The sequence below is a fragment of the Prochlorococcus sp. MIT 1300 genome (assembly GCF_034092375.1).
In the GTDB taxonomy this organism is placed as follows: Bacteria; Cyanobacteriota; Cyanobacteriia; order PCC-6307; family Cyanobiaceae; genus MIT-1300.
Genome location: NZ_CP139302.1, coordinates 1,762,599 through 1,785,668, shown reverse-complemented (window position 1 = coordinate 1,785,668; position 23,070 = coordinate 1,762,599). Strand labels below are relative to the sequence as shown.

Here is a 23,070-nt window from a genome sequence, read left to right as displayed (position 1 = left end):
TTAATTAATATCACTTCATAAATTTATCAGTATGTTCAAAGTAATAATTTAACAGTAAAGTGTCATTAATCTTTTACTAATTTAGCTGTCAAATAGGAGTTATTTAGTCAAATTACAAACCAAACTCCATCAACTTTCTCGGAGGCCATTAGCAAAACGCCAGCTCCTCTGCCTACAAACAAGAAATAAAAGATTGTCAGTCTTCGAAAATATGAAGCGTACGCTTGCTTAGGCTTAGAAGGATCGGATTGTTTTTTAATGCCCCTCGACCAACTGCGCATTGCCTCTCGCAGAAGCCAGCTCGCTATGGTCCAGACCAACTGGGTAAAAGCAGAGCTTGAAAAGGCTCATCCAAACCTTTCTGTCTCAGTTGAAGCCATGGCAACCCAGGGAGACAAGATCCTTGACGTTGCTTTGGCAAAAATTGGAGACAAAGGCCTTTTCACAAAGGAACTAGAAGCTCAGATGCTCGTAGGACGAGCAGAAATAGCAGTTCATTCCCTAAAAGACCTCCCAACCAACTTGCCTGAAGGTTTAATACTTGGGTGTGTTACTGAACGAGAAGATCCCGCAGATGCACTTGTCGTTAATTCCAAAAATGCGAAATACCAACTTGGAACGTTGCCAAAAGGTTCTGTAGTCGGTACGAGCTCACTCCGCCGATTAGCACAATTGAGGCATCATTATCCAGATCTCATATTTAAAGACGTTAGAGGGAATGTAATTACACGCTTAGAAAAACTCGACTCGGGCGACTATGACTGCCTCATACTTGCGGCAGCGGGCTTAACCAGACTAGGTTTTGGGAGCCGAATTCATCAATTAATTCCAAGTGAAATTTCCCTCCACGCCGTAGGCCAAGGGGCATTAGGCATTGAATGCGTTGAAGCCAGACCAGAAGTCTTATCTCTAATAAGTGTCTTGGAACATACGCCAACAAGTCAGCGATGCCTCGCAGAACGAGCCTTTCTGAGAGAGCTCGAAGGTGGGTGCCAAGTCCCGATAGGGGTCAACTCAAAAATTGATGGAGAGGACTTGTTGCTCACAGGAATGGTTGCAAGCCTGGATGGAAAAAGATTAATTAGAGACGAAAGTCGTGGCAAGAATACCAACTGCGAATCCATTGGCCTAGAACTAGCTGAAAAGCTAAAATCTCAAGGAGCAGGAGAGATCCTTTCAGAAATATTTGAAACAGTTAGGCCTGAAGCTTAATTAAGTTTTAGGCAACCAGGCGAGGGTCAATTTCTTTAAGATATCGTGCCTCGCAGGATTTAATAATCTCAATAGCTTTTTCAATCCCAAAGAAGCCATTAACACTGCATGTACCTGGCTTCTTTAAATCTTTATAGTGCTCCCAATAATACTTAGTTTCCTTTTGCCACTGCTCTCCCAAATCATTAAAATGTTTTATATGGTCCATACGTTTGTCATCAGCAAGTACAGCAATCACCTTGTCATCAACCTCCCCCCCATCATCAAAAGTCATAATTCCAATAATCCGAGCCTCAACAATTGAGCCTGGTACCAATGGTTCCGACACTCCTACTATTTCTATATCTAATGGGTCTCCATCTTCATCCCATGTACGAGGTATGCATCCATATGCAAATGGATAAGCTAATGATGAATAGCCAACACGGTCTAGTTTTAAGTGCCCTGTCTCTGTAATGAGCTCATATTTGTTGATCGTATTTGAATTGAGCTCAACAATCGTATTCAGGCGAAGCTCTGACTCCTCTGCGAATGCAGGCAGAACATGCAAAAGATTGGGCATGCTTCTACTAGGAGCTTGATCCAGGTTGGCCATACAGCACTTAGGGAGTTGTGTTGAGCATCCTAGTAGTCAAGCAAAATGAAGTCGTTCTAGTTTGTCCTCTAGGTATCTAAGGAAAGGCCTACTAGAGAGTTCCTCACAACTGACCTTTTTCACAAGTTGCTCAGCGTTTACCTGACGACCTAAAGGGTGAACATTTGCACGCAGCCACTTAAGAATTTTAGCTTCACTCCCTTCGGCTATCAAAGAATTAATAGGGTCATTCTCATTAGCACCATCCTCAATTAAGTCTTTTGCCATAGCATCTGCAATCTGAGCACTAATCAAGTGGCCTAGCAAATAAGAAGGGAAATAACCAAAAAGTCCCTCACTCCAATGAACGTCTTGCAAACATCCCTCTAAATCATTTTTCGGAGTAACTCCCAGAAGTTCTGTATAACGTCGATTCCATTCCAAAGGGAGATCCTCAACCGGAAGACCACCTTCCAACATTGCTATTTCTAGATCCGTGCGAATCAATATATGCAACCCATAACTAAGCTCATCAGCCTCAACTCTGTTTAAACCTGGAGTCAAAGGATTTATTAGTCGCCAAAAGTCAGCTGCAGAATTTATAGGAGCATGAAAGTTAGCGAATTTAGTCCACCACCTTTCTGAAAAACCTTGACTTCTAGCAACCCTATTCTCCCAAAAAAGTGACTGGCTTTCATGAACCCCCATAGATGTGGCCTGTCCCAAAGGCCATGCAAACCATTGATGACTAAGATTTGGCAACCCCTGTTCGTAAAGTGAATGCCCCCACTCATGTGCTGTGGCCAAGAAACATGAAAAAGGCTGACCAGGGACAACTCGCGTTGTTAAACGGAAATCACAAGGCCCCAAAGTTATTGAAAAAGGATGAGGGGAACGCGCTACACAAGTAATTGCAGGATCCTGTCCCCAATCCTTAAGAAGCTCACTACAAAGATTCTCTTGAGCACTAACCTCTAAGTCCCATTTTTCTCGCGATGGGCTTCCCCAAGTTCTTACCTTTTCAACAAGGACAGGAAGTTTCGCTCTTAAAGGTTCAAACAATTCCTCTAAACGAGTCAAAGACAGATCGGGCTCAAATGGCTGAGCCAATGTTTCCCAGCAACTACGTGGTTCTGACAACTGCTTGGCCTGTTCTTGACGCAAAGCAATCAAGTTTTTTAATGCAGGCGCAAAAAAATTAAAGTCGACCACATCACGTGCCTGCTGCCATTGGTTGTATCCATCAGATTTTGCTTTGGCTAAATTTCCAACCAGACAAGGGTCTAATCTTTGCTGCCTAATCAAATCCTGCTTCAATAATTCCAAATTCCTACTTCTCTCTCCAATCTCTTCAAGACTCATATCCCCACTTCTTTGTTCTAACTGAAATTCACTTTCGGCCTCTTCCAAAAGAGACTCAAAATGACTGCTACTTTGACGAGCATGAATCTGAGTTGCAAGCAAACTCAATTGCTCTCCCCTCCATGCGGCCCCACCAGAGGGCATGCGAGTGTTCTGATCCCAATAAAGGGTGCTCTGAATTGAACCCAGAAGCTGAGTCTCTCGGAGATAACCCCCCAGACGATGCCAAGCGAGCGCAGGCAAAAGCTGGACCTTGCAAAGAACTAATCAATCTAATTATGTTGGCTTATATGGACAAAACGCAATCATAAATTAGCAACTCACCATAGAAAGTTTTCTTAATACGGCTAAGCCAAGGCAACTTTCAAAAAGATCTTCAAATCCATATATTAAACAAAGAAAGCTTGTAAAAACCTACAAAGCCTTAACAAGTTCCCAAGACTGTGCATAATATTAAAAGTGATTCTCCAATAGCTATAAACTTTATACTCCAAAGAGTAGCGGCATAGCAAAAGAAAAAGCTTGGCTAATTCAATAAGAGTAAAACCCAACCTTTATACAAGCTATCGATACTTTCATGTGATTTCTTTCCAAATAAGCTGTTCCACTTTAATGAATTCACCAAACAAGAGTTGCTATAAGAAGCAGACAAAGCAAACTTTCTTTTGTTTTACAGCCTCTAGAATCAACAGTAATCTTAGCGAACACTGATTGATCAATTAACCCTATAGAAACAGAAGTCGATTCTGTTAGACTGACGCCCAGTCAATTACTAAAAATTATATTGAACGACATGTTACTTGCTATAAGATTAGAGCGCAAAAAATAAAGAACAAAAAAGTATGCCTCTTGAACAGTCCTTAGACCGACTCAAAATACGCACAAGTGGATCAGGTTTTACAGACTTAACTCCCTTTTTAAATGAATGGGTATCAGCTTCCAAGTTAATCAAGGGCGTTCTGTACCTGACTGCACTTCATACCAGCTGCAGCTTAACGATCAACGAGAATGCAGACCCAGATGTACTAAAAGATCTTTCTAATTACATGAAAGCACTGGTGCCCGAAGAGGGTTTTAAGCCATTAAGTGGTCATGGTCCCAAAAGCACCTTTCTACATTCCTCAGAAGGCAAAGACGACATGCCTGCCCATATACGCACAAGCCTTACTTGCACTTCAATGAGCTTAAGCATAGATTTAGGTAAACTTATACTTGGTACATGGCAGGCTGTATACCTTTGGGAACACAGGGAGTCAGAACATTTGAGAACAATTAGTTTACATGCAGTTGGTGAGTTCGAAAGCTAAGATGAAATAGAATAAAATCCAATCAATGAAAATTTTATAAGGTTAAGAATGAAAGCATCACTTTTATCAAAAGAAGAGATTTCTACTCTCTCTCAAGAACTACCTGGGTGGACCGTTGTAGGCAATAAAATACAAAGAAAATTTAAATTCAAGGATTTTGTAGAAGCCTTTGGATTTATGACTAGAGTCGCAATGATTGCGGAGAGAATAAATCATCACCCAGAATGGAGTAATGTTTATGCTTTGGTTAAAATAGATTTAACCACACATGATCTAGGGGGATTAAGCAATATAGACTTAATGTTTGCCAAAGAAATAAATAAGCTTTAAAAAGATCCTCTATTTCTAGCCAATCATTCCAAATCACAAGTTCTATGTACAAAAACTTACAGAGTCAACCAAGATCAATTCCAGTAACAATAATCACAGGTTTTCTTGGAGCTGGGAAAACAACTCTTCTAAACCATATATTAAGCAACCAGCAAGATCTCAAAACTGCAGTTCTAGTAAATGAATTTGGCGAAATAGGTATAGACAATGATTTAATAATTAGTACTAGTGAAGACATGATAGAACTTAGCAATGGCTGCATATGTTGCTCAATTAATGGCGAATTAGTTGAAGCAGTTGAAAGACTAATCGATAAACCTCAGCCAATTGACTACCTAGTAATAGAAACAACTGGTCTTGCCGACCCACTTCCCGTAGCAATGTCCTTCCTAGGCAGTGAACTCCGTGATACAACCAGACTGGATTCAATTATTACTTTAGTTGATGCCGAAAACTTTGAAACACAATTCCTAGATACCACTGTAGGCAGAGCTCAGGTCATTTATGGTGACATACTCCTACTTAATAAATGTGACTTAGTAGCCGAAAAGAGAATATTAGAAATTGAATCTCAATTAAGATCGCTAAAAACAGAAGCGAGAATCCTACATTCTACAAAAGGAGAGGTACCACTATCATTACTCTTAAGTGTAGGTCTTTTTGAAACAGATAAAGTCAACTCGAAAGGTATTAAAAATGTTCATGACCACAGCAATTGTGATCATGAACACGGAAATTGTGAGCATGATCACGAGTCAGATGAAAAACATTCCCATAATCATGAGGAAGCCGAGTACAATGATATTGATGGTTTTACATCAGTTTCATATCAAAGTGATGGTCCCTTTGCCTTGAAAAAGTTTCAAAATTTTCTCGACAATCAATTGCCCAGTGAAGTTTTTAGAGCCAAAGGAATACTTTGGTTTAATGAAAGTGAGAGACGTCATATTTTTCATTTAGCGGGCAAGCGTTTTTCTATTGATGACACTGACTGGGAAAGCGAAAGAAAGAACCAAATTGTACTAATTGGGCGTAACTTGAATCACAAGGCAATCCAACAGCAATTAAATGCTTGCGTAGCAGAAATCCCTGGTTAACGTCACACTGAATAATCACGAATAAAGAACAAGCCAAATTCTCCAACAGCACAGACAAGAGCTTTCTCCCGAGGAAAATTCAAAATACTGTTGTCTAGCCAATACATGAAAAGACCTTGCGAAGTCCATCGTCTTTGTACTTTTTCAGTAGAAGGTGCCTATGGTGACCTCTAACTTGAGAAGCATATGGTCGAAACAGTTGCTGCAATAGCCACATTTGCACTAGTGATACTGGCCTTCTGGTTCCTCACCGATTCAGATGACGACAATAATGGTGGGGGCTTAATGGAGCCAGCCCTGATCCCTATCCCAACCAAAGAGAGGCAGATCTGAGTATTTTGTACAATTAGCCTCAGATAAATTCAGAAATTTATATTTGACACCTCAATTCCTTATAGAGAAAGTGGATTTTTATACTCAAGTGACACAAGGAATCCTTACTAGGCTTGGTTATCAATGATACAAACGGGCCCTCAATTTCAGCCGGGTCGGTTTTTGCTAAATCTTATAGCGGTCTTTTGTGCAGGGATAGTCCTCTGGCCTCTGGTTGGCCTAATTACAGAAGGTGCTCAAGGGCTAATTAAGGGCTCAGCAAACTTAGGAATAGATGGTCCCCAACAAATTAAAGGTACCCTGACACTTTTAATTGGGACTTCAGTACTAGGAGGGATGCTTGGGACTGCCAATGGATGGCTACTCGCTAATTGCAGATTTCCAGGTAGGAAAACCCTTCGCATTGCCCAATTATTACCACTAGCAACTCCACCATATTTATTAAGTGCCATTTTGATAGATCTAGGTAGCAGAAATGCCATTCGAATTAATGGGATGGTCTGGGGAATAATTATCATGGCATTAACAACTTATCCATATGTATTTCTTCTCAGCACAGAAAGCTTTGCTATTTGTGGAAGAAGACAACTAGAAGCTTGTAGAAGTTTAGGAACAGGACCCTGGAATAGTTTTCGACGTATTGCTCTACCAATTGCGCTTCCTGCAATTGGTGCAGGGATAGCACTGATGGGTATGGAAGTAGTTAATGAACTAGGAGCAGTTGAGCTTCTAAATATCCCAAGCATTTCAGCAGGAATAAGTGAAAACTGGGGAATGGAAGGAAATCCTGCAGGCGCAATTGGGCTATCAATGGTTGCACTAATAATCGTTATGTCACTTGTGGCCTATGAAAGGAGTCTTAGAAATAGAAGTAAGCGTTGGACAGAAGGGGTTGCAGGAGGAGAATCACCAGCTTGGCAACTATATGGTGCAAGAGCATTAAGCGCTCAATTAGTAGGAGCGACTCCTCCAATCGTTACTCTTGGCCTTCCAATTCTCTGGGCAGTACTCAATGCTGATCAACTTAAACAAGGAATTGACCCTGAATTAGGCCTACTAACTGCTAGAAGTTTTGGACTAGGCTTAAGTGCCGCAATAATTACACTTTTAGGAGGGCTAATTCTTTCAATAGCCAAGCGCTGGACCACCTCCAAATTAATCAATGCACTTTCATTTATTGCAGGTATAGGCTATGCAATACCAGGCGCTGTTCTTGCTATAGCACTTATGCCATTCACTGCTTCTAGATGGAACTTAATTACCATTATTGTCCTAATATGGGGTTATGGAGTACGTTTCCTTTTAGTTACTAAAGGGGGCTTAGATGCTGCCTTTGAGAGATTATCACCCAATCTAGATGAGGCAGCCACAGCTTTAGGTTTCTCATGGCCAAAAGTTCTGCAAAAGGTACATCTTCCACTTTTAAAGGGACCTCTTTTAGTTGGTGCCCTACTTGTTTTTGTGGACACTGTAAAAGAGCTTCCACTAACTTTTGTATTGAGAATTCCTGACTTCGATACTCTTTCAGTCAGACTATTTGTTTATTTAAAAGAAGAAAGAATTGGTGAATCTATCTTACCAGCATTGCTAATAATTAGCCTGGGTTTATTAGCCTCCTTGGCCCTAATACCTGGACTAAGCAACTCTAATATCGAAGATAAATAAAACTAGAACAAGCGTTAATTTTGAATAGGTAGCCTTCGCCAAAGCTTATACAAAAGTCATTCATCTGAAAAATATCAGACAAAGGACTTTTACTTTTTAATCAAAAACTTGTTTGCTTTTACTTTTCATAGCAAACCTCCATATACGCAAGGTACCTAAAAGATGTCAAACACACTTCAGCCTTTCTTCTGAGATAAGTTTGCTTTCTATAGGTCAATCTCAATTGATACTTAAAACAGTCTTACTAGCAGGGCTGTAGCCTTGGCCGCTATAAACAAGAGTAGGTGAGATAACAAAGTCCTCAGCAATGCCTATGCCCCCGTTCCATTACCTAGATCGGACTGCGCCTTAAGGAAAGCCCCAAGGTTAAACTTAGGTAGCTTTTACTACAAACCTATTATCCATTATGGTAATCATTTTAGATGTTCATTGCGACAAACAGGTATTTCTTTCTTTAAAAGATCGAAAAAAGGCTGGCAAGAGCAACAGTAAATCCAAGTTACTGAGATAGTTTTAAATAAATATATTAGTCAAGCCTCTTGCAAAGTCGTCGGCCTAGCAGAACAGCCGAAGCAGAAAGTAAGTCAGCAAAAGTAACAACAAGTCTATAGCAAAGCATAACTCCAATCAGTTGTGCATCTGACACCAAGGAGCCTATACGAAGTAAGAGAGTTGCCTCAAATACCCCTACCCCTCCAGGAGCTCCAGGTACAATTAATCCAACAGTCCAAGCCAAAGAAAATGCTGCCAACCATTGACCAATAGGAAGCTCAGAAGATATGGAAAAGGCAAGAAGACAAAACCAAAAGCCACAAAACCTGATTAACACAAAAATCATCTCAAAAGCTAAAGGAATAAATGGATAATTAGCAGGTCCAATATTTCTTCTGCCAACTACCAAATCTCCAAGATTTTCCTCACTGACAATTTCAAGCTGTTTTACTTTTAAACTCTGAACTTTATTTAAAACCATTTGTCTTAAGTTTGGCGTTAAAAGAAATGCCGGCAGAAAGCAAATTAAAGAGAGACCAGCTTGCCAACCACCAAAAGGCACCCATAACAATGCTGCTACAGCCATAAGTATTGGCTCAAATAATACAGAGGAAAGTGCGTCTGAAGTTCTCATATATAACTTTAAAAGTCTAACCCTCTCAAGAAAGTGCCATATTCCTCCTGGCAAATATTTCATTAAGTTAGTACTTAAGAAAAGCGATATAATTGATAGCCTTTTAGGCTTATGCCCCAACCATAAGACAAGCAAACTCCAAGCAAAAGAGTTCACCAGAAGACTAAGCATACTAACAATTAAAGCCAGTAATAACCAAATAAATCCAGTGGCATCTAGGTTTAATTCAAAAAAACTCTTGGCATTATTTGATAAGACGAATAGAACAAAAAAGATACTTAATAATGTTGTCCATAAGCTAAGGCCTCCTGGGATAGACAGGCTAGCGAAAGAAGTAATTAACGATCTAACTAATCTCAAAATTCCCATTCGCCCTCAGCTGCAAAGTGATTTGCATTCTCAAAAATCTCTAGCTTGATATCATCTATGGAACAACTACACTCTTTGCTAATACGTAAAAGTTCAGAATGTTCTGGTTTTATAGTGAGTTGACCGTCTGGTCTCCTTGTCTGCTTAACTTTTATATTTCCAAAGCTTGTCGGACAGAATCCTATACGGCGAGGCAAAGCCCATCGACCATTAAATCTTTCTCTTAAGCCAATAGTTAATCCTCTAGAAAGCCAAATTAGTCGCAGAGAAGAGGCATCTTCTGGTTTAACCAACGCAGTGACACTTATTCCTATTCGACTTTTCTTCATTTGAATCGGATGACATGCCACATCAATAGCACCAGCTTTCTTCAACTGATCAATAAAGATGGTCAAATCCTCTGGGGTTGAATCATCAATCCAAGCCTCCTGTACAACCAAAGGTTGCCAACTCAACCCTACTTTTTCTCCATCTACAGGAGTCAATGAAAGATCATCCAGCTCATAAACTCTTAGTAAATTTGGCCTATTGAAATTCCTATGCCCTAGGCCTATTCCAATACGCTGAATACCAAAAGACGAAGGCAACCCAAAACTCTCCGCAAGAATAGCCATCAATGCAAGACCAGTTGGCGTAGTTAATTCACCCAGTGAAGATTGCGGGTCAGACATCAGGCGTATCCCATTCCTTCGTGCCAACTCCAAAACAGCGGGAACGGGCACTGGCAAAATTCCATGAGAAGTTTCAACATTTCCGCTGCCTGCAGGAGGCACTGCACTAAGAACTCTTGCTGGAGCCAAATATTCAATCGCTGCACAGACACCAACAACATCAACTAAAGAGTCAATCGCACCTATCTCGTGAAAATGAACCTCCTCCACACTATTTCCGTGAACAAAGGCCTCCGCTTCAGCAAGTAATTCAAAAACCCTTAAAACGTTATTCCGTAAATCTTTTGACCAAGTTGCTTCAGCAATCATTTTCTTGATATCTCTCCAATGTCTACAAGGAGGTGGAGTCTCTAACTCTTGAACAGAAACTCGAAGCCCTCTCATTCCAAAGCTGCTGCTTTCACCAGCATTAATAGAGAAAGTATTACCTAGCCCAATAGCTCTAAGAGGCTCTTCGATTGCATTAAGCGGAACTCCTAAATCGAGCAATGCGCCCAATAGCATGTCTCCTGCTAAACCAGAAGCACAATCAAAATAAAGAACTGCCATTTACCAAAGGTCACTCAAGCTCGAGAAAGTTTATGAAAAAGTCAAAAGGCTCAAAGAGAAGAATTAGGAATTAGAAGATTTCTCTTTGTTATTAAATTGTCTTTTATTTATAGAGCCTTTGCCTGCAACTCCACGGCGTTTGCCCACCTTCTCTTGGAGAGCCTCTAGCACTTTGCAATCTTCTAAATGAAGTTCCTGTCCAATTCGCCTCACATCCATTGAAACAAAATGACGTAAGTTTTTCAAGGGAAGATCTCCCTTAATCTGAAGCTTAAATGGAATAGGTCGACTGCCATTAGCCCTGCGTTTCTGCCTAACCTTGACAACTAATTCCCTAGTCTCAGGCCGTGTAAAAATAAGCTCCCCACGTATAGAGAAATAGTCATCTCCCTCAGGCAAAGTATCAGTTAGGTCATTTGATATAGACAAATTTGGATCAACCCCAGCACTTTGTGAATCTGCTCTATATAAGGAGCTTGGCTCCCATATGCCAACAATTTGAAGATGTAAGTGACTTTCTTCCCGACAACGAGGGTAAACGACCCATAAATGAGGCTTGTCGATCGCCAAATGACGGCGCATTAAAGTTAAAACTCTTCCAAGCACTACGGCCTCAACCTTTTCTCCTTTGGAATCAACAAGAAATCCTCTTGTTAACTGTTCAGAGTCTTCAGGTTGGTAAATTCCTCGTACGATACCTATAGCCCGGTATTGCAAGGGTTCTGTAACCGGAGGGATTGGATGGACGCGCATCGAAAAAAAAAGATTTATTCGTCCAGTACTTAATCTAGCCAGAGTTGCCAGCCAACCTCAAACTAATCATTATTTCTACCTGCTTTAGTTGGACAAGACAAACAAGAAGATTTTTCTCTCTTCCCAACCAGTTCAAGCACTGACTTTACTAGTGATGGCATTTGGCCTTTGCTGGGTATTAGCTAGTTCTCTTTCAACAGAGTCAAGAAGGTCTGGGGACAGAAGGATTCTCGAAAGTCGTGTAAATATCCTTTTGAAAAGGCATCACAGCCTTGGTCTCAATCCCAAAGCTGAGAAAAAGATGATAAAAAGCCTATTAACTCTCGGCCGAATTCAGGAAGCCAGATCCGCTGTTGAGGAGATCGTTGACAAAGATCAATCAAAGCTAGGCTGGAGGCTGCTTCTAGTAGAGCTGAAGCGTCAAACGGGTGACAAGAAAATAGCTTTGGAAGAAATCAACTATTTAGCTGGCGTTCATCATAAAAATATAGAGATTCTTGAGCTAAAGGCATTACTTGATATTGAAAATAAAACCCCATATGCTTCGCTTTCATTAATTAAAAAGCGCTTCGAGAATGCAACCAAACCCAATCGAATGAGGTTAGGGCTTCTATTGGCAGATCTCCACCAAAACATGAAACAAAGCTCTTCTGCAGAGTTGATTTACAAATTATTAGCGGAAGAAATGAAAGGTGATGCCAAACCTGTAATAGCACTAGCAGAAATGAAGCAGAAGGAAAAACTCTTTAGCGAAGCACAATTACTTCTTAGGGAAGCACGTAAAAGAAGAACTAAGCCAGGGCAGATAGATTCTCTTATTGATGACCTTGCTAGCGAGTGGGGCCTCCAGGCCGAAAGATCTAACTTGGATTATCGATAAACATAATTTACGGAAATTTGGTTTTTATTTCATTGATCTAATTCAAGCGCATCAAGAGCAGCATCAACTGCTTCCGAAGGACTAGTCGCATCATCCATTGCAGTCATTCGTCGCAACTGATTCATTAATTGCATTGGATTAGTAACTTCAAAAACATTTGGCTGACCACTTCCAGGAGAAGTATTGAAAATATCTCTTTCGTGCGGAGACTGGACCTCAAGTCCGGTAACTTCAGCACTAGCAAAATCTATTATCGAACCAACTACTATTGGGAATGAAGCAAAAAGATTAACTAGGACATTAGAGATAAAGCGCACTGATTTTCTATTCAATTCAATTGCTCCTCTAATATCATGAAAACCATCCTATAGGGTTTTCTACAAAATTTCGGACTTGTGAGAATTGCAACCTGGAACGTCAACTCTATCCGCACGCGCAGTGAGCAGGTAAGGACTTGGCTAAAAGAAGCAAGTCCAGATGTTCTCTGCTTACAGGAAACTAAAGTTGATGATCCTCTTTTCCCTCATGAAGATTTTTCCGCCGAGGGATATCAAGTCCAGTTCCACGGGCAAAAAGCTTATAACGGTGTTGCGCTAATAAGCAAGACGAATATTGAAGATGTACGTTTTGGATTCATAGGCGAGTTAACAGATGATCCAAATGCGATTCGACTTGGAGAACAAAAGAGAGTGATCAGTGCTCTAATTGATGGAATTCGAATCGTAAACCTATACGTTCCCAATGGATCTGCTCTTAAATCACCAAAGTTCAATTACAAACTCGAATGGCTTGCTTGCTTGCATAAATACCTTGAAAAACAAAACCAAAGAGATGAACCACTTTGCGTGGTAGGAGACTTCAACATTGCTCTCGAAGATAAGGACATTCATGATCCCAACCGTTTAAGTGGTGGAATCATGGCAAGTAAAGAAGAAAGAGAAGCTTTACAAAAAGTCCTAGGGAGCAGACTCCATGATGTCTTCAGAATTTTCGAACCAAACAGCAATCATTGGAGTTGGTGGGATTACCGAACTGGGGCTTGGGATCGCGATAGAGGATGGAGAATTGATCACATTTACTTATGCAATGAATTACTTTCTTACGCAAAGAGCTGTGCAATACACAAGGACGTACGCGGAAATACCCAGCCCAGTGATCATGCTCCTGTAATGGTAGAAATTTGTTGGCCAATTGAATTAGAAGAGGAATAAGTAAAAACTATTCTTAAGAATTAACCCTTAAAATTAGGAACATCAAAGCCTCGAAACAAATCAAAAGGCCTCTAGATCATTAAATTGATAATTCTTCTTGATTTTCATATTTACTTTTCTGCGAGATGATTCACCACAGCTTCGCGGTGTTGGAAATATTTTACCTGGGTTAGCCAGACCATCTGGATCAAATGCCTGGCGCACCAAGCTCATCGTCGCCAAATCATCACTGCTAAACATCCAATCCAAATAACATCTCTTATCTGAGCCAATACCATGTTCTCCAGTAATACTGCCGCCAACAGCCAAACATTCACGAAGAATCGCTGCTCCCAACTCTGTGACCTTAACTTCAATATCAGGAATCATTGGATCATAAAGAATCAAAGGATGTAAATTTCCATCACCTGCATGAAAAACATTTGCTACAGGAAGTTCATATATTGCACTCAACTTCTCTATTTCTGAAAGGACTTTTGGCAGTGTACTCCTTGGCACAACTCCGTCTTGTACATAATACCCAGATGAGATTTGACCAACAGCTGCAAAAGCAGCTTTACGCCCCTTCCAGAGTAAATTTCTATCCGATACTTCGTCAGCACGCCTAACAGTTCTAGCACCTGTTTGTTTACATATTTCTATTGCTTTCTCTGCCGAAAAATTAACTTCTTCATTTTGACCATCTAATTCAATCAATAAGACAGCCCCAGCATCACGGGGATATTCATCAAAGCCAAAAAGATCATCTACTGCATTAATCATAAAATTGTCCATTATTTCCATGCCAGCAGGTAAAAGCCCTGCCCTTGTTACAAGACGTACTGCCTCACCAGCCTCTTCAATATTTAAGAAGTCTGCCAACAAAACAGTTACATGTTCTGGAGCCCTTAAAAGTCTTAAGGTAATAGAAGTGGCTATTCCAAGAGTCCCTTCACTTCCAATAAAAGCACCTCGCAAATCGAGTTCAGGATATTCATAAAGTTCTCCTGCCAAATTTGTAATTTGGCCATCAGGAAGCACTACTTCTAAACCAAGAACATGATTACTTGTCACCCCATATTTCAAACAGTGAACACCACCTGAATTTTCTGCAATGTTGCCTCCAATACTGCAAACGACCTGACTAGATGGATCTGGCGCGTAATAAAACCCTTCTCCAGAGACAGCACGTGTAACCCAACTATTGATAACACCAGGCTGTACGACAATTTTTTGATTATCCAAATCAATTGAAAGGACTTCTCGCATGCGACTAGTTATGACAAGCAGAGCCTCCTTCTCGACTACAGCACCACCTGAAAGTCCTGTTCCACTTCCCCTTGCGACAAAAGGGATCCCATGCTTGTGACAACTAGAGAGAATCCTAGAAACGTGTTCAGTTGTCTCAGGCAAAACGGCCAGAGGAGGTTCATGACGATTGATGGTGAGTCCATCACAGTCATAAACGAGCAAATCTTGACGCTTATTGATCACAGCTTTCTTTGGAAGGAATTCCCTAAGTTCCCTTTCCAGAACAGCCCAGTCGTGGTTCAAGGTGAAAGCTCGGCTTTTTAGTAACCTAGAGAATCAACAACGAAGACATGCAATACAAAAATAAAGTTGAGACGTATTCGACCTATTTAAGGCAAGATACCCATCGGTTTAGAACCCAATCGGCATCACCCTGTGACAGCTAACGCCTTAAACACAAGCCGTTCCCAGGCTATTTTCGGCACCGCTCAAGAGCTTATGCCTGGTGGTGTCAGCTCTCCCGTTAGAGCATTTCGATCAGTTGGCGGACAGCCAATCGTCTTTGATCGAGTAAAAGGCCCCTATGCATGGGACGTAGATGGAAATCGTTTCATCGACTATGTAGGGAGCTGGGGACCAGCCATTTGCGGACATGCGCATCCTGAGGTGATATCCGCCCTGCAAGAGACTCTGGAGAAAGGCACTAGTTTTGGAGCCCCTTGCGAACTAGAAAACCATTTAGCCCAAATGGTTATTGATGCCGTCCCTAGCGTGGAGATGGTTCGTTTTGTAAATAGCGGCACTGAAGCATGCATGGCAGTCCTGCGCCTAATGAGAGCTTTTACCGGTAGGGACAAAGTGATCAAATTCGAAGGCTGCTATCACGGTCATGCAGACATGTTCCTTGTAAAAGCCGGTTCGGGTGTTGCGACTCTTGGGCTTCCTGATTCACCGGGAGTGCCTAGAAGTACAACTTCAAACACCCTTACAGCCCCTTACAACGACCTAGAGGCAGTCAAAGAACTCTTTGCTGAAAATCCAGATGCGATAAGCGGTGTAATCCTTGAGCCTGTTGTTGGCAATGCAGGATTTATTACTCCTGAACCAGGTTTCCTAGAAGGGCTTAGAGAATTAACTAAGGAAAACGGCGCTCTTCTGGTTTTTGATGAAGTGATGACCGGTTTCAGAATCAGTTACGGAGGAGCTCAAGAGAGATTCGGAGTAATTCCAGATCTAACAACAATGGGGAAAGTAATTGGAGGAGGCCTTCCTGTAGGAGCTTATGGAGGCAGAGCAGAAATCATGGCAATGGTTGCACCAGCAGGCCCTATGTATCAAGCAGGAACTCTCAGCGGGAATCCCTTGGCAATGACAGCGGGCATCAAAACACTTGAACTGCTTCGCCAAGAAGGAACCTATGAGCGATTAGAAGCAACAACACAAAGATTACTTAAAGGAATTTTGAAGGCTGCAAATGAATCTGGCCTCTCAATAACTGGTAGCAGTATTAGTGCAATGTTTGGCTTTTATCTATGCGAAGGGCCTGTAAGGAACTTTGAAGAGGCCAAAGGTGCTGATACAGATCGCTTTGGCAGATTACATAGATCAATGCTTGAAAAGGGTGTTTATCTTGCACCAAGTGCCTTCGAGGCTGGCTTCACATCTCTTGCCCATTCAGAAGCCGATATTGATGCAACTTTGCAAGCATTTAAAGAAAGTTTTGCAGAAATTGCTTGATTTCCATTATTACTTCTGAAGGGGTTAACCCTAATAAAGAAAAGCAGTTTCCAATTTTTTATATAATTAAACTAAGGCCATTTAGAAAATCTCATCCTGTGAATTTATTAACTGGATATGATGCTATCAATGCAGAGATAATGCACCTGTGGCAATATGCATGGATCACCCCAGGTAATTACGATTAATTCAACTTCTAGCAAAAAATATGTTTATTTTCAGACGCCTAAAACGCTTTAAAGAGAACCAAAAGAAAATCCATACTGCAATTATCAAGACTGATGACATGCATGGAAATAAATATCGTTCGAAGGAAGTACTTGAAGAAGAGGTTAAACAAATACAAAGGGAAATAGACTATGCAAAAAACAACCTCATTCTCTCCCTCAAAGTCCTTTTAAAAGCATATATAACAGAACCAAGAGGCCTCTTTGGGGAAATTCAAAGAAAAAGTAGTTTCATAACAGCTAGAGAATCAGCAAAATGGCATGCAAGAGACATATATAGTCTTTCTAAAGCTCAACAGGAAGTTCTTAAAGAATTGGACAGACTAAATGGATCTCACTGGAAGAAACGCCTAAAACGCATAATCTCCTCAATCTCATTAATAGTTTTATTTGTTTTAAGCTTCATCTTCACATTAGGGGGCATAGCATTAATAATCAACTTTATTTTATTTCTGCTTTTATTCACTTTAGCTTATTCATTAGTGAGAAATATCTTCTGGGGAACAAAAAGATAATTAATCGTAGTAATATAATAAGTTTTTGGACGTAATTTATAAATCAAAAAAACTTATCTCTTCCCTCCTACTATTACTGGTGTTCCCGAGCTCTTGCTTCCTGGCAAAGCAGGCACAACCTGGGTTTTTCCGTCCCATTTATCTAGAAATAATTTGAATAAAACTTGGTCATCAAGGCTCTGAGTAAGGGTTTCATATCTTAAGGCTTCTTGCTCTGCGATTTTAACTTCAGTTTGTGCTCTAAGAAGTTGCTGCTCAGCTATCTGTTTTTGCTCAATAGCTGCACGATACTCCTCAGCAATTTCAAGTCCAGTCAAATCAAGACCGCGAACGTCAACATAGTCGAACTTATCAAGCTCTTCGGCCACAGTTTTTTCTACAATCTCAGATATATCGCTCCACTTACTTGCAATAGTAACCAACTCATATTGAGAAAAAACTGACTTTAAAGCCTTTAGCAAAGAAGGTTGTATTATTCGAGGATAAACTTCTCTATCGTTATAGGCAATCGTGCTATAAACCCTTCCCGCTTCAGTAGGTTTTACTGCATATTTAATCGTTGCTGTAGCTTCAATTACTTGTAAATCTTTGGTCAGTGTTGCAAACTTCTCTGGTCTCACTTGAGTGCGTACATCAAAGGGATAAACGGACTGAAGAAAAGGTATTTTTAGGTTCAGCCCAGGGCGCCTAGACCCACCACTGACTTTCCCCAAGGTGGTGACTACAGCAACCTGTCCAGCAGGCACAATGAAAAGGCATTGCGCTAGAAGGAGAAGACCAGTAAATGATAGGGCTAATAGGAGTGTTGCTGACCCCGAGGGACCATTAGGGGTAACGTTGCGAAAAGGAGTAGTCATAACCAAAAGTTAGTAACTTCATAATATTGAGAACTGCCGCAAGATGTGATGAACAAACCCATTCTTTAATTCAAGCTGGGTTGCAGCACTAGCACTCCGCCTGAATGAGACTCAAATCGCTAAAGGATTACACTTCAACTAAAAGTCAATCTGAATAGTTAAACGAACTTTTGCAAGCACTTCAAGATAGAAGTCTTCATCGGTCTCACGAATATCATATTCAGAAGGCATAAACCCATGGCAGTATTCATGTACAGCCAACCAACAAGCCCGCTCGACATCTTTAGGGGGCTGACCCGCAAGAGAAATAGCTCTTGCGACAACTGATTCAATAGCTTCTAAACTATCTTTATCCAATGAATTAAAACTCAATTATTTTAGCAAGAACTTTATCTGTAATTTTCAAATTGAAGAGGTATATCAAATTCTTCTTCTTGCTCCCGCAAGAGAGCAATAGCAGACTGAAGGTCATCTTTACTTTTACCGACAATTCTAAGGCTTTCACCTTGAATAGAAACACTAACTTTCTTAATTTTTTCACGAACAACTTTGCTTAACTTCTTTGCCATTTCTTGACTAAGCCCCTTTCTAAGCTTGACCTCTTGTCGAACCCGATTGCCACCAGAAGCCTCTACAGATTGAAAGTCAAATATTTTCAAGGAAAGATTCCGCTTAGTAGCTTTTTGCCTTAATACATCTTCAACCGCCTTCAATGTCATATCACTAGCAGTAGAAATAATAATTGAGGATTCCTCAAGCAGGACCTCACTATTGGAATCTTTTAGATCATATCGCTGACCAACCTCTCTTCTCAATTGATCTAAGGCATTTACTAACTCTTGACGGTCAAAGTCAGAAACAACATCAAATGAATAAGTATCTGCCATAGGGAAAGAGGTTTGACTTGAGGAAGCTTAAAATTCCCTCATTTATCATTATTTTATAGTCTTTTCCTTTTCCATCAAGTCTATGCGGGCATAAGGAAATATATCAAAAAGGATAGTCTAGGTTTGTTTATTTCAAGAGAAAAATCGCAAAAAACCAGATTTAGATAAGTTCAGTCAAAAAACAAAAGGCTAACAATTTTACCAATATCCTCAGCACTTCTACAGCTGTTTAATAAAGTCTCGCTGTCGTGAAAGGCAAAGCAAATTAACTGATCGCAACGATTAATAATTTCTTGATTACACAAACTACTGGCCATAGGTAAAGGCAAGTCATCATGTTCGGCTTTCTCAATTAAGTGCAAAACCATTGCCAGCTGATCCCTGATTTCAGGGACCTGCCTATCGAGGCTTTGAGGCAGCAAAACAGTCAAAAGTGAAGGGTCAACTTCTAATACCCCTCTTATCACTGCAGCATTCACCCCCTGTGAGCCAGAAGTGATCAAAGAATGACCTTGTTGGGCTAAAGATCTCGCAATTAGTTCAACGATTTGTATAGACACCACTGGAACGTGCCTACTACCTAGAAAAGCAATTCGTCTCTTACCCTTGTCTTGCAGTAAAGCAAGCTCCTGAGCAAGGGTGTCTATACGATTTACTTCGGGAACATCCAGAGACCTACTCAAGGAAATCCCAAACAACTTTTTTGAAGCTAGCAGCGTTCTTAAATACTGCAGGAAATTTCGAGAATCTCAAAAAGACTTTTAAGGTCACAATGCTCGTCAACCAGCCTGAATGCATAGGTGGCCTTAACCGTTTCATGCAAACGAACATGACCAAATGCATGCTCTATAACCTCAACTGTGGCCAAAGTGTCAGTATCCACCTTCAACAATGGCACCTCTAGCTCTTCGGCCCTATTAATTAGTTGAGGCAATGGCTCTCCAGCGCCTGTAAGTATTAAGCATTGAGTAGAAGCTTCCAAAGCGGCTAACTGAATATCAGTACGGTCAGCGCCTGTTACAACAGCCATATTCCTACGTCTACGAAAAAACTCCATGGCTGAATTGACATTCATAGCCCCAATACTCAATGTCTCAACCATCAGTTCGAGTTTTTCAGAACAGCAAATAACTCTGGCTTTGAGCCTTCTCACCAACTCTCCAACAGTTACGCTCCGAAGCAAGGGTGATCTTGGCATGACACCAAAAACTCTCATCCCAAGAGCATCCAAACAAGGTGTCACTGATGTCTTTATATCTTCTACTTCATCAGGGGTTACCGCATTCAAGACAATACCCAACAATCTTTCTCCCAACTGATCCCTAGCAGCTAGTAAGGCATCAACACTCCTACTGTCTTCCCATAGATGCACAAGCAAAACTTGCGCATCTAGACCAACAGCCAGTTGATCAAGACTTAGACCAAACAACAGTCCTTCATGGAGGCTTCCAGCTGCCTCTAGAAGTGTGACCCCTTCAAAAGGAGCAAGAAGCTTCTCGCAAAACTCATCAAATCGCTTCCCAGCATCTAGGTTGGCCTCTTGAAGGCGAACATCTGTTTTACCTGGCTCCAGTAAATGAAGAGAAGGAATGAGGTTTTCTTCTCCAAGTCCAAGGGTCTCGCCTACAAAACGAACATCATCATCAATTAATGGATTAGGGCAGCCTTCTCTATTTTCAATCCTCTCAATGCTCGTAGCCAAAGGCTTCCCAAACCTTATTCCTTGATTAGAAGCAAGGATATGACGAGCTATCCCAAGCACAAGGGCAGATTTACCACTAAAAGGCTCACATGATCCGATCATCAAGGTCTTGCCCATGACCGGACTCCCTAACCATTAACCTCCACAAATTTTAGACATTAACTTCAAACTCCTCAATCCCTAAAAAGCTCTTAAGGACCAAACTACAGCTTGAGTAATCAGTAGAAGGTCTAAATTAACGCTCTCCCTCTAAGCGGTTGACTACAAAACCTATTGCAGCATCTTCAACCTTTGTCATGCCTGCTCAAGTACTATCACACATAATGGTTTGTAATCCCAGACTCAAGAGACAAAGCGCATTTCACAACTGCCTGAATTTTCTTCCAAGAAACTCAAAGTCAACTTGAAGGTTGATGCTAACATTGAAGCATTCCTATTTTGATAAAAATAAACTGGAAGGATGTCGAATAGGCATAACAGGTGCCACAGGTGAATTAGGTTCAGCACTTAGCAAAAAACTTCAAGAGAAAGGTGCTTTTGTAATAGGTTTAACTCATGGGTCAGCTTTACAACTTAAGGCTCAACATCAAGGGCCTCAAGAATGGATTCAATGGGAATGTGGGGAAGAGCAATTACTACAAGAGACTCTTAAAAAGCTAGACATACTTATTTTAAATCATGGGGTAAATCCAAAAGGGAAACAAAGTCCTGCTGATATAAATAGTGCTCTTGAGATTAATGCACTAAGCAGTTGGAGATTGATTGAATTATTTGAACAAGCCAACCTTACACAAAATCATCAAGATAGAAGCCGTGAAATATGGGTAAATACATCCGAAGCCGAGATCCAGCCAGCCTTAAGTCCTGCTTATGAACTAAGCAAAAGATTGCTAGGAAATTTAGTAAGTATTTACTGGAATAACTTAAGCAATCAAAAAAGAAAATCCATTAGAGTCAGAAAATTAATCCTTGGTCCTTTTCGATCTAAGCTGAACCCAATAGGAGTAATGCCCTCCAACTGGGTAGCTGATCAAATCATTTTCCAAGCTGGACTAGGGCTGAACTTAATAATAGTTACGCCAAATCCTTTGACATATATAATAATGCCATTGGTTGAGCTTATTAGGTCTATATACACAAGGTCTCTATCTAGCCTTGAATTAAAAGAAAAAAATTCAGAATTCTAATCACCTCTATCCGTAAGTATCTCACAACCATCTGAAGTAACCAAGATTGTATGCTCCCATTGAGCAGAAAGACTTTTATCTTTAGTAACTACAGTCCATCTATCTTTAAGAGTCCGACAATCCTTTTTACCAGCATTTAATATAGGCTCAACAGCCAATGTCATGCCCGGTCTAAGAGTTAGATTAGGCAGGTCATTAGTGCGAAAATTAAATACGGAAGGTTCTTCATGAAGGTTACGTCCTACCCCATGGCCAGTGTAATCCTCTACAACACTAAATCCATTTTTTAAAACATGATCCTCAATTGCTCCCGCAATATCTAAAAGAGTGTTATTAGCTTTAATTTTTGAGAGTCCTGCCATTAAAGCTTCTTTAGCAACACGACTCAATCTGTCACCAGGAGAAGGGACATCTCCAATACATATTGTGATGCAACTATCTCCGTGATAGCCATCAAAATATGCACCTGTATCTACCTTGAGTAAATCACCCTTTCGGATAATTCTTTTATTGCTGGGAATCCCATGCACAACTTCATCATTAATACTTGCGCAGATACTCCCAGGGAAACCGTGATAACCCTTAAAACTTGGGACAGCCCCCATTTCGCGTATACGTCGTTCCGCAAAAGCATCTAAATCACCAGTACTAAGACCAGGTTCAGCCATTAAGTTGATCTCTCTCAATACTGTGGCGACTATTTCACTAGCCTTCCGCATGATTTCGACCTCTCTTGCAGACTTAATTTCGACTCCCCTGCGTTTTTGTATTGATGGCCCTGCAGAGTCCAGACGACCTGAGGAGCTGGCAGCCAGCAAATCAGCAAAGAGTTTCATATTGCCTTGGTGAAAACTAAAACTATCTACTGCTAATTGTTGGTCATCATTCACATTAAGTCCAATAACCCCTCTCATCATTCTCAACAATTAGCAAAACAGGGTCTCGATGAGTTGGTTCAAACAAGCCATTCACTCCATCTATGACTAATTCCATTTGCGATTCTCCCCCCTCTTCTAGTCAGTCTCTCCTAAGGCAGGGCAGACCTATTCCCTAAAAACTGCGGGAAGCTTTCTGGAGACCAAGTTGATTGATTAATGGCAATTCATTAAGGCTAGTTACCTGGGGCTAAAGGAGAAGTCGTTTTTGTTTTCATCAATGCCCTTGAGCTGATCTTGATGCTCATACAGGTTCAAACCTGATAGTCGAGACAATTCTCGCCAAAGCAAGAAGTGCAAAACTTTCATAGATGGATTAATGAGCAGTTACAATTGTCGTTTGGTGAAATAATT

The 23,070-nt window shown here is 40.8% G+C and carries 23 protein-coding genes; 10 read left to right on the top strand and 13 right to left on the bottom strand.

The genetic code is table 11. The features are described 5' to 3' along the window. Positions 1-258 precede the first annotated feature (258 nt). On the top strand, positions 259-1,212 hold the full coding sequence (gene hemC / locus SOI83_RS09300) for a hydroxymethylbilane synthase (protein WP_320676420.1): 954 nt from the start codon (positions 259-261) through the stop codon (positions 1,210-1,212). Between the two features lie 7 nt (positions 1,213-1,219). Here hemC and SOI83_RS09295 read toward each other — a convergent pair whose 3' ends face one another. Continuing rightward, complete coding sequence (locus SOI83_RS09295) at positions 1,220-1,807, bottom strand: inorganic diphosphatase (RefSeq protein WP_320676418.1); 588 nt, start codon at positions 1,805-1,807, stop codon at positions 1,220-1,222. Between the two features lie 36 nt (positions 1,808-1,843). After that, positions 1,844-3,391: a carboxypeptidase M32 gene (locus SOI83_RS09290; RefSeq protein WP_320676417.1), complete on the bottom strand. Its 1,548-nt coding sequence runs from the start codon at positions 3,389-3,391 to the stop codon at positions 1,844-1,846. Between the two features lie 599 nt (positions 3,392-3,990). On the opposite strand from SOI83_RS09290, the gene SOI83_RS09285 reads away from it, so the two are divergent. The 4 genes from SOI83_RS09285 to SOI83_RS09270 all read left to right on the top strand — a co-directional run bounded on the left by SOI83_RS09285 (position 3,991) and on the right by SOI83_RS09270 (position 7,880). After that, the gene (locus tag SOI83_RS09285) at positions 3,991-4,455 is read left to right on the top strand and encodes a secondary thiamine-phosphate synthase enzyme YjbQ (RefSeq protein WP_320676415.1); all 465 of its coding nucleotides are present in this window, start codon (positions 3,991-3,993) and stop codon (positions 4,453-4,455) included. A 48-nt stretch (positions 4,456-4,503) separates the two neighbouring features. Then, the gene (locus tag SOI83_RS09280; RefSeq protein ID WP_320676413.1) at positions 4,504-4,785 is read left to right on the top strand and encodes a 4a-hydroxytetrahydrobiopterin dehydratase; all 282 of its coding nucleotides are present in this window, start codon (positions 4,504-4,506) and stop codon (positions 4,783-4,785) included. A 44-nt stretch (positions 4,786-4,829) separates the two neighbouring features. Then, positions 4,830-5,882 (top strand): GTP-binding protein, encoded by a 1,053-nt coding sequence (locus SOI83_RS09275; RefSeq protein ID WP_320676411.1) that lies wholly within the window; start codon positions 4,830-4,832, stop codon positions 5,880-5,882. Positions 5,883-6,338: 456 nt separating this feature from the next. Next, the gene (locus tag SOI83_RS09270; RefSeq protein ID WP_320676409.1) at positions 6,339-7,880 is read left to right on the top strand and encodes an iron ABC transporter permease; all 1,542 of its coding nucleotides are present in this window, start codon (positions 6,339-6,341) and stop codon (positions 7,878-7,880) included. A 526-nt stretch (positions 7,881-8,406) separates the two neighbouring features. Here SOI83_RS09270 and SOI83_RS09265 read toward each other — a convergent pair. The 3 genes from SOI83_RS09265 to SOI83_RS09255 form a co-directional block, all read right to left on the bottom strand. Next, positions 8,407-9,375 carry a lysylphosphatidylglycerol synthase domain-containing protein gene (locus tag SOI83_RS09265; RefSeq protein WP_320676407.1) on the bottom strand — a complete coding sequence of 323 codons (969 nt, stop codon included), beginning with the start codon at positions 9,373-9,375 and terminating at the stop codon, positions 8,407-8,409. Then, positions 9,363-10,595 (bottom strand): LarC family nickel insertion protein, encoded by a 1,233-nt coding sequence (locus SOI83_RS09260; RefSeq protein WP_320676406.1) that lies wholly within the window; start codon positions 10,593-10,595, stop codon positions 9,363-9,365. Before SOI83_RS09260 ends, SOI83_RS09265 begins: the two co-directional genes overlap by 13 nt. Positions 10,596-10,658: 63 nt before the next feature. Continuing rightward, on the bottom strand, positions 10,659-11,348 hold the full coding sequence (locus tag SOI83_RS09255) for a hypothetical protein (protein WP_320676405.1): 690 nt from the start codon (positions 11,346-11,348) through the stop codon (positions 10,659-10,661). A 154-nt stretch (positions 11,349-11,502) separates the two neighbouring features. Between SOI83_RS09255 and SOI83_RS09250 the strand changes: the two genes are divergently transcribed. After that, the gene (locus SOI83_RS09250) at positions 11,503-12,228 is read left to right on the top strand and encodes a hypothetical protein (protein ID WP_320676404.1); all 726 of its coding nucleotides are present in this window, start codon (positions 11,503-11,505) and stop codon (positions 12,226-12,228) included. A 29-nt stretch (positions 12,229-12,257) separates the two neighbouring features. Here SOI83_RS09250 and SOI83_RS09245 read toward each other — a convergent pair whose 3' ends face one another. Continuing rightward, positions 12,258-12,545, bottom strand: a complete 288-nt coding sequence (locus tag SOI83_RS09245) for a hypothetical protein (RefSeq protein ID WP_320676403.1) — start codon at positions 12,543-12,545, stop codon at positions 12,258-12,260. 78 nt (positions 12,546-12,623) lie between these two features. Here SOI83_RS09245 and xth point away from each other — a divergent pair, with 78 nt between their 5' ends. Further along, positions 12,624-13,439 (top strand): exodeoxyribonuclease III, encoded by an 816-nt coding sequence (gene xth, locus SOI83_RS09240; RefSeq protein ID WP_320676401.1) that lies wholly within the window; start codon positions 12,624-12,626, stop codon positions 13,437-13,439. Between the two features lie 60 nt (positions 13,440-13,499). Here xth and SOI83_RS09235 read toward each other — a convergent pair whose 3' ends face one another. Continuing rightward, on the bottom strand, positions 13,500-14,972 hold the full coding sequence (locus SOI83_RS09235; RefSeq protein WP_320676399.1) for an FAD-linked oxidase C-terminal domain-containing protein: 1,473 nt from the start codon (positions 14,970-14,972) through the stop codon (positions 13,500-13,502). Positions 14,973-15,104: 132 nt separating this feature from the next. Here SOI83_RS09235 and hemL point away from each other — a divergent pair, with 132 nt between their 5' ends. After that, positions 15,105-16,406: a glutamate-1-semialdehyde 2,1-aminomutase gene (gene hemL, locus SOI83_RS09230; protein ID WP_320676398.1), complete on the top strand. Its 1,302-nt coding sequence runs from the start codon at positions 15,105-15,107 to the stop codon at positions 16,404-16,406. 286 nt (positions 16,407-16,692) lie between these two features. Beyond that, the gene (locus SOI83_RS09225) at positions 16,693-17,148 is read left to right on the top strand and encodes a hypothetical protein (protein WP_320676397.1); all 456 of its coding nucleotides are present in this window, start codon (positions 16,693-16,695) and stop codon (positions 17,146-17,148) included. Positions 17,149-17,201: 53 nt separating this feature from the next. Here SOI83_RS09225 and SOI83_RS09220 read toward each other — a convergent pair whose 3' ends face one another. From SOI83_RS09220 to SOI83_RS09200, 5 genes are all read right to left on the bottom strand, one after another. Beyond that, the gene (locus tag SOI83_RS09220) at positions 17,202-18,005 is read right to left on the bottom strand and encodes a prohibitin family protein (RefSeq protein WP_320676396.1); all 804 of its coding nucleotides are present in this window, start codon (positions 18,003-18,005) and stop codon (positions 17,202-17,204) included. Positions 18,006-18,143: 138 nt separating this feature from the next. Next, complete coding sequence (locus SOI83_RS09215) at positions 18,144-18,377, bottom strand: hypothetical protein (protein WP_320676395.1); 234 nt, start codon at positions 18,375-18,377, stop codon at positions 18,144-18,146. 17 nt (positions 18,378-18,394) lie between these two features. Continuing rightward, positions 18,395-18,892: a YajQ family cyclic di-GMP-binding protein gene (locus SOI83_RS09210; RefSeq protein ID WP_320676394.1), complete on the bottom strand. Its 498-nt coding sequence runs from the start codon at positions 18,890-18,892 to the stop codon at positions 18,395-18,397. 170 nt (positions 18,893-19,062) lie between these two features. Further along, positions 19,063-19,575 (bottom strand): DNA recombination-mediator protein A, encoded by a 513-nt coding sequence (locus tag SOI83_RS09205; protein WP_320676393.1) that lies wholly within the window; start codon positions 19,573-19,575, stop codon positions 19,063-19,065. Positions 19,576-19,613: 38 nt separating this feature from the next. After that, a complete protein-coding gene (locus SOI83_RS09200) occupies positions 19,614-20,711 on the bottom strand; it encodes a phosphotransacetylase family protein (RefSeq protein WP_320676392.1) in 1,098 nt (365 codons plus the stop codon). A gap of 305 nt (positions 20,712-21,016) precedes the next feature. Between SOI83_RS09200 and SOI83_RS09195 the strand changes: the two genes are divergently transcribed. Continuing rightward, entirely contained in the window at positions 21,017-21,781 is a 765-nt protein-coding gene (locus tag SOI83_RS09195) for an SDR family oxidoreductase (RefSeq protein WP_320676391.1), read from the top strand. Here SOI83_RS09195 and map read toward each other — a convergent pair. Next, positions 21,778-22,617 carry a type I methionyl aminopeptidase gene (gene map, locus SOI83_RS09190; protein WP_320677744.1) on the bottom strand — a complete coding sequence of 280 codons (840 nt, stop codon included), beginning with the start codon at positions 22,615-22,617 and terminating at the stop codon, positions 21,778-21,780. The genes SOI83_RS09195 and map overlap by 4 nt on opposite strands. Positions 22,618-23,070 lie beyond the last annotated feature (453 nt).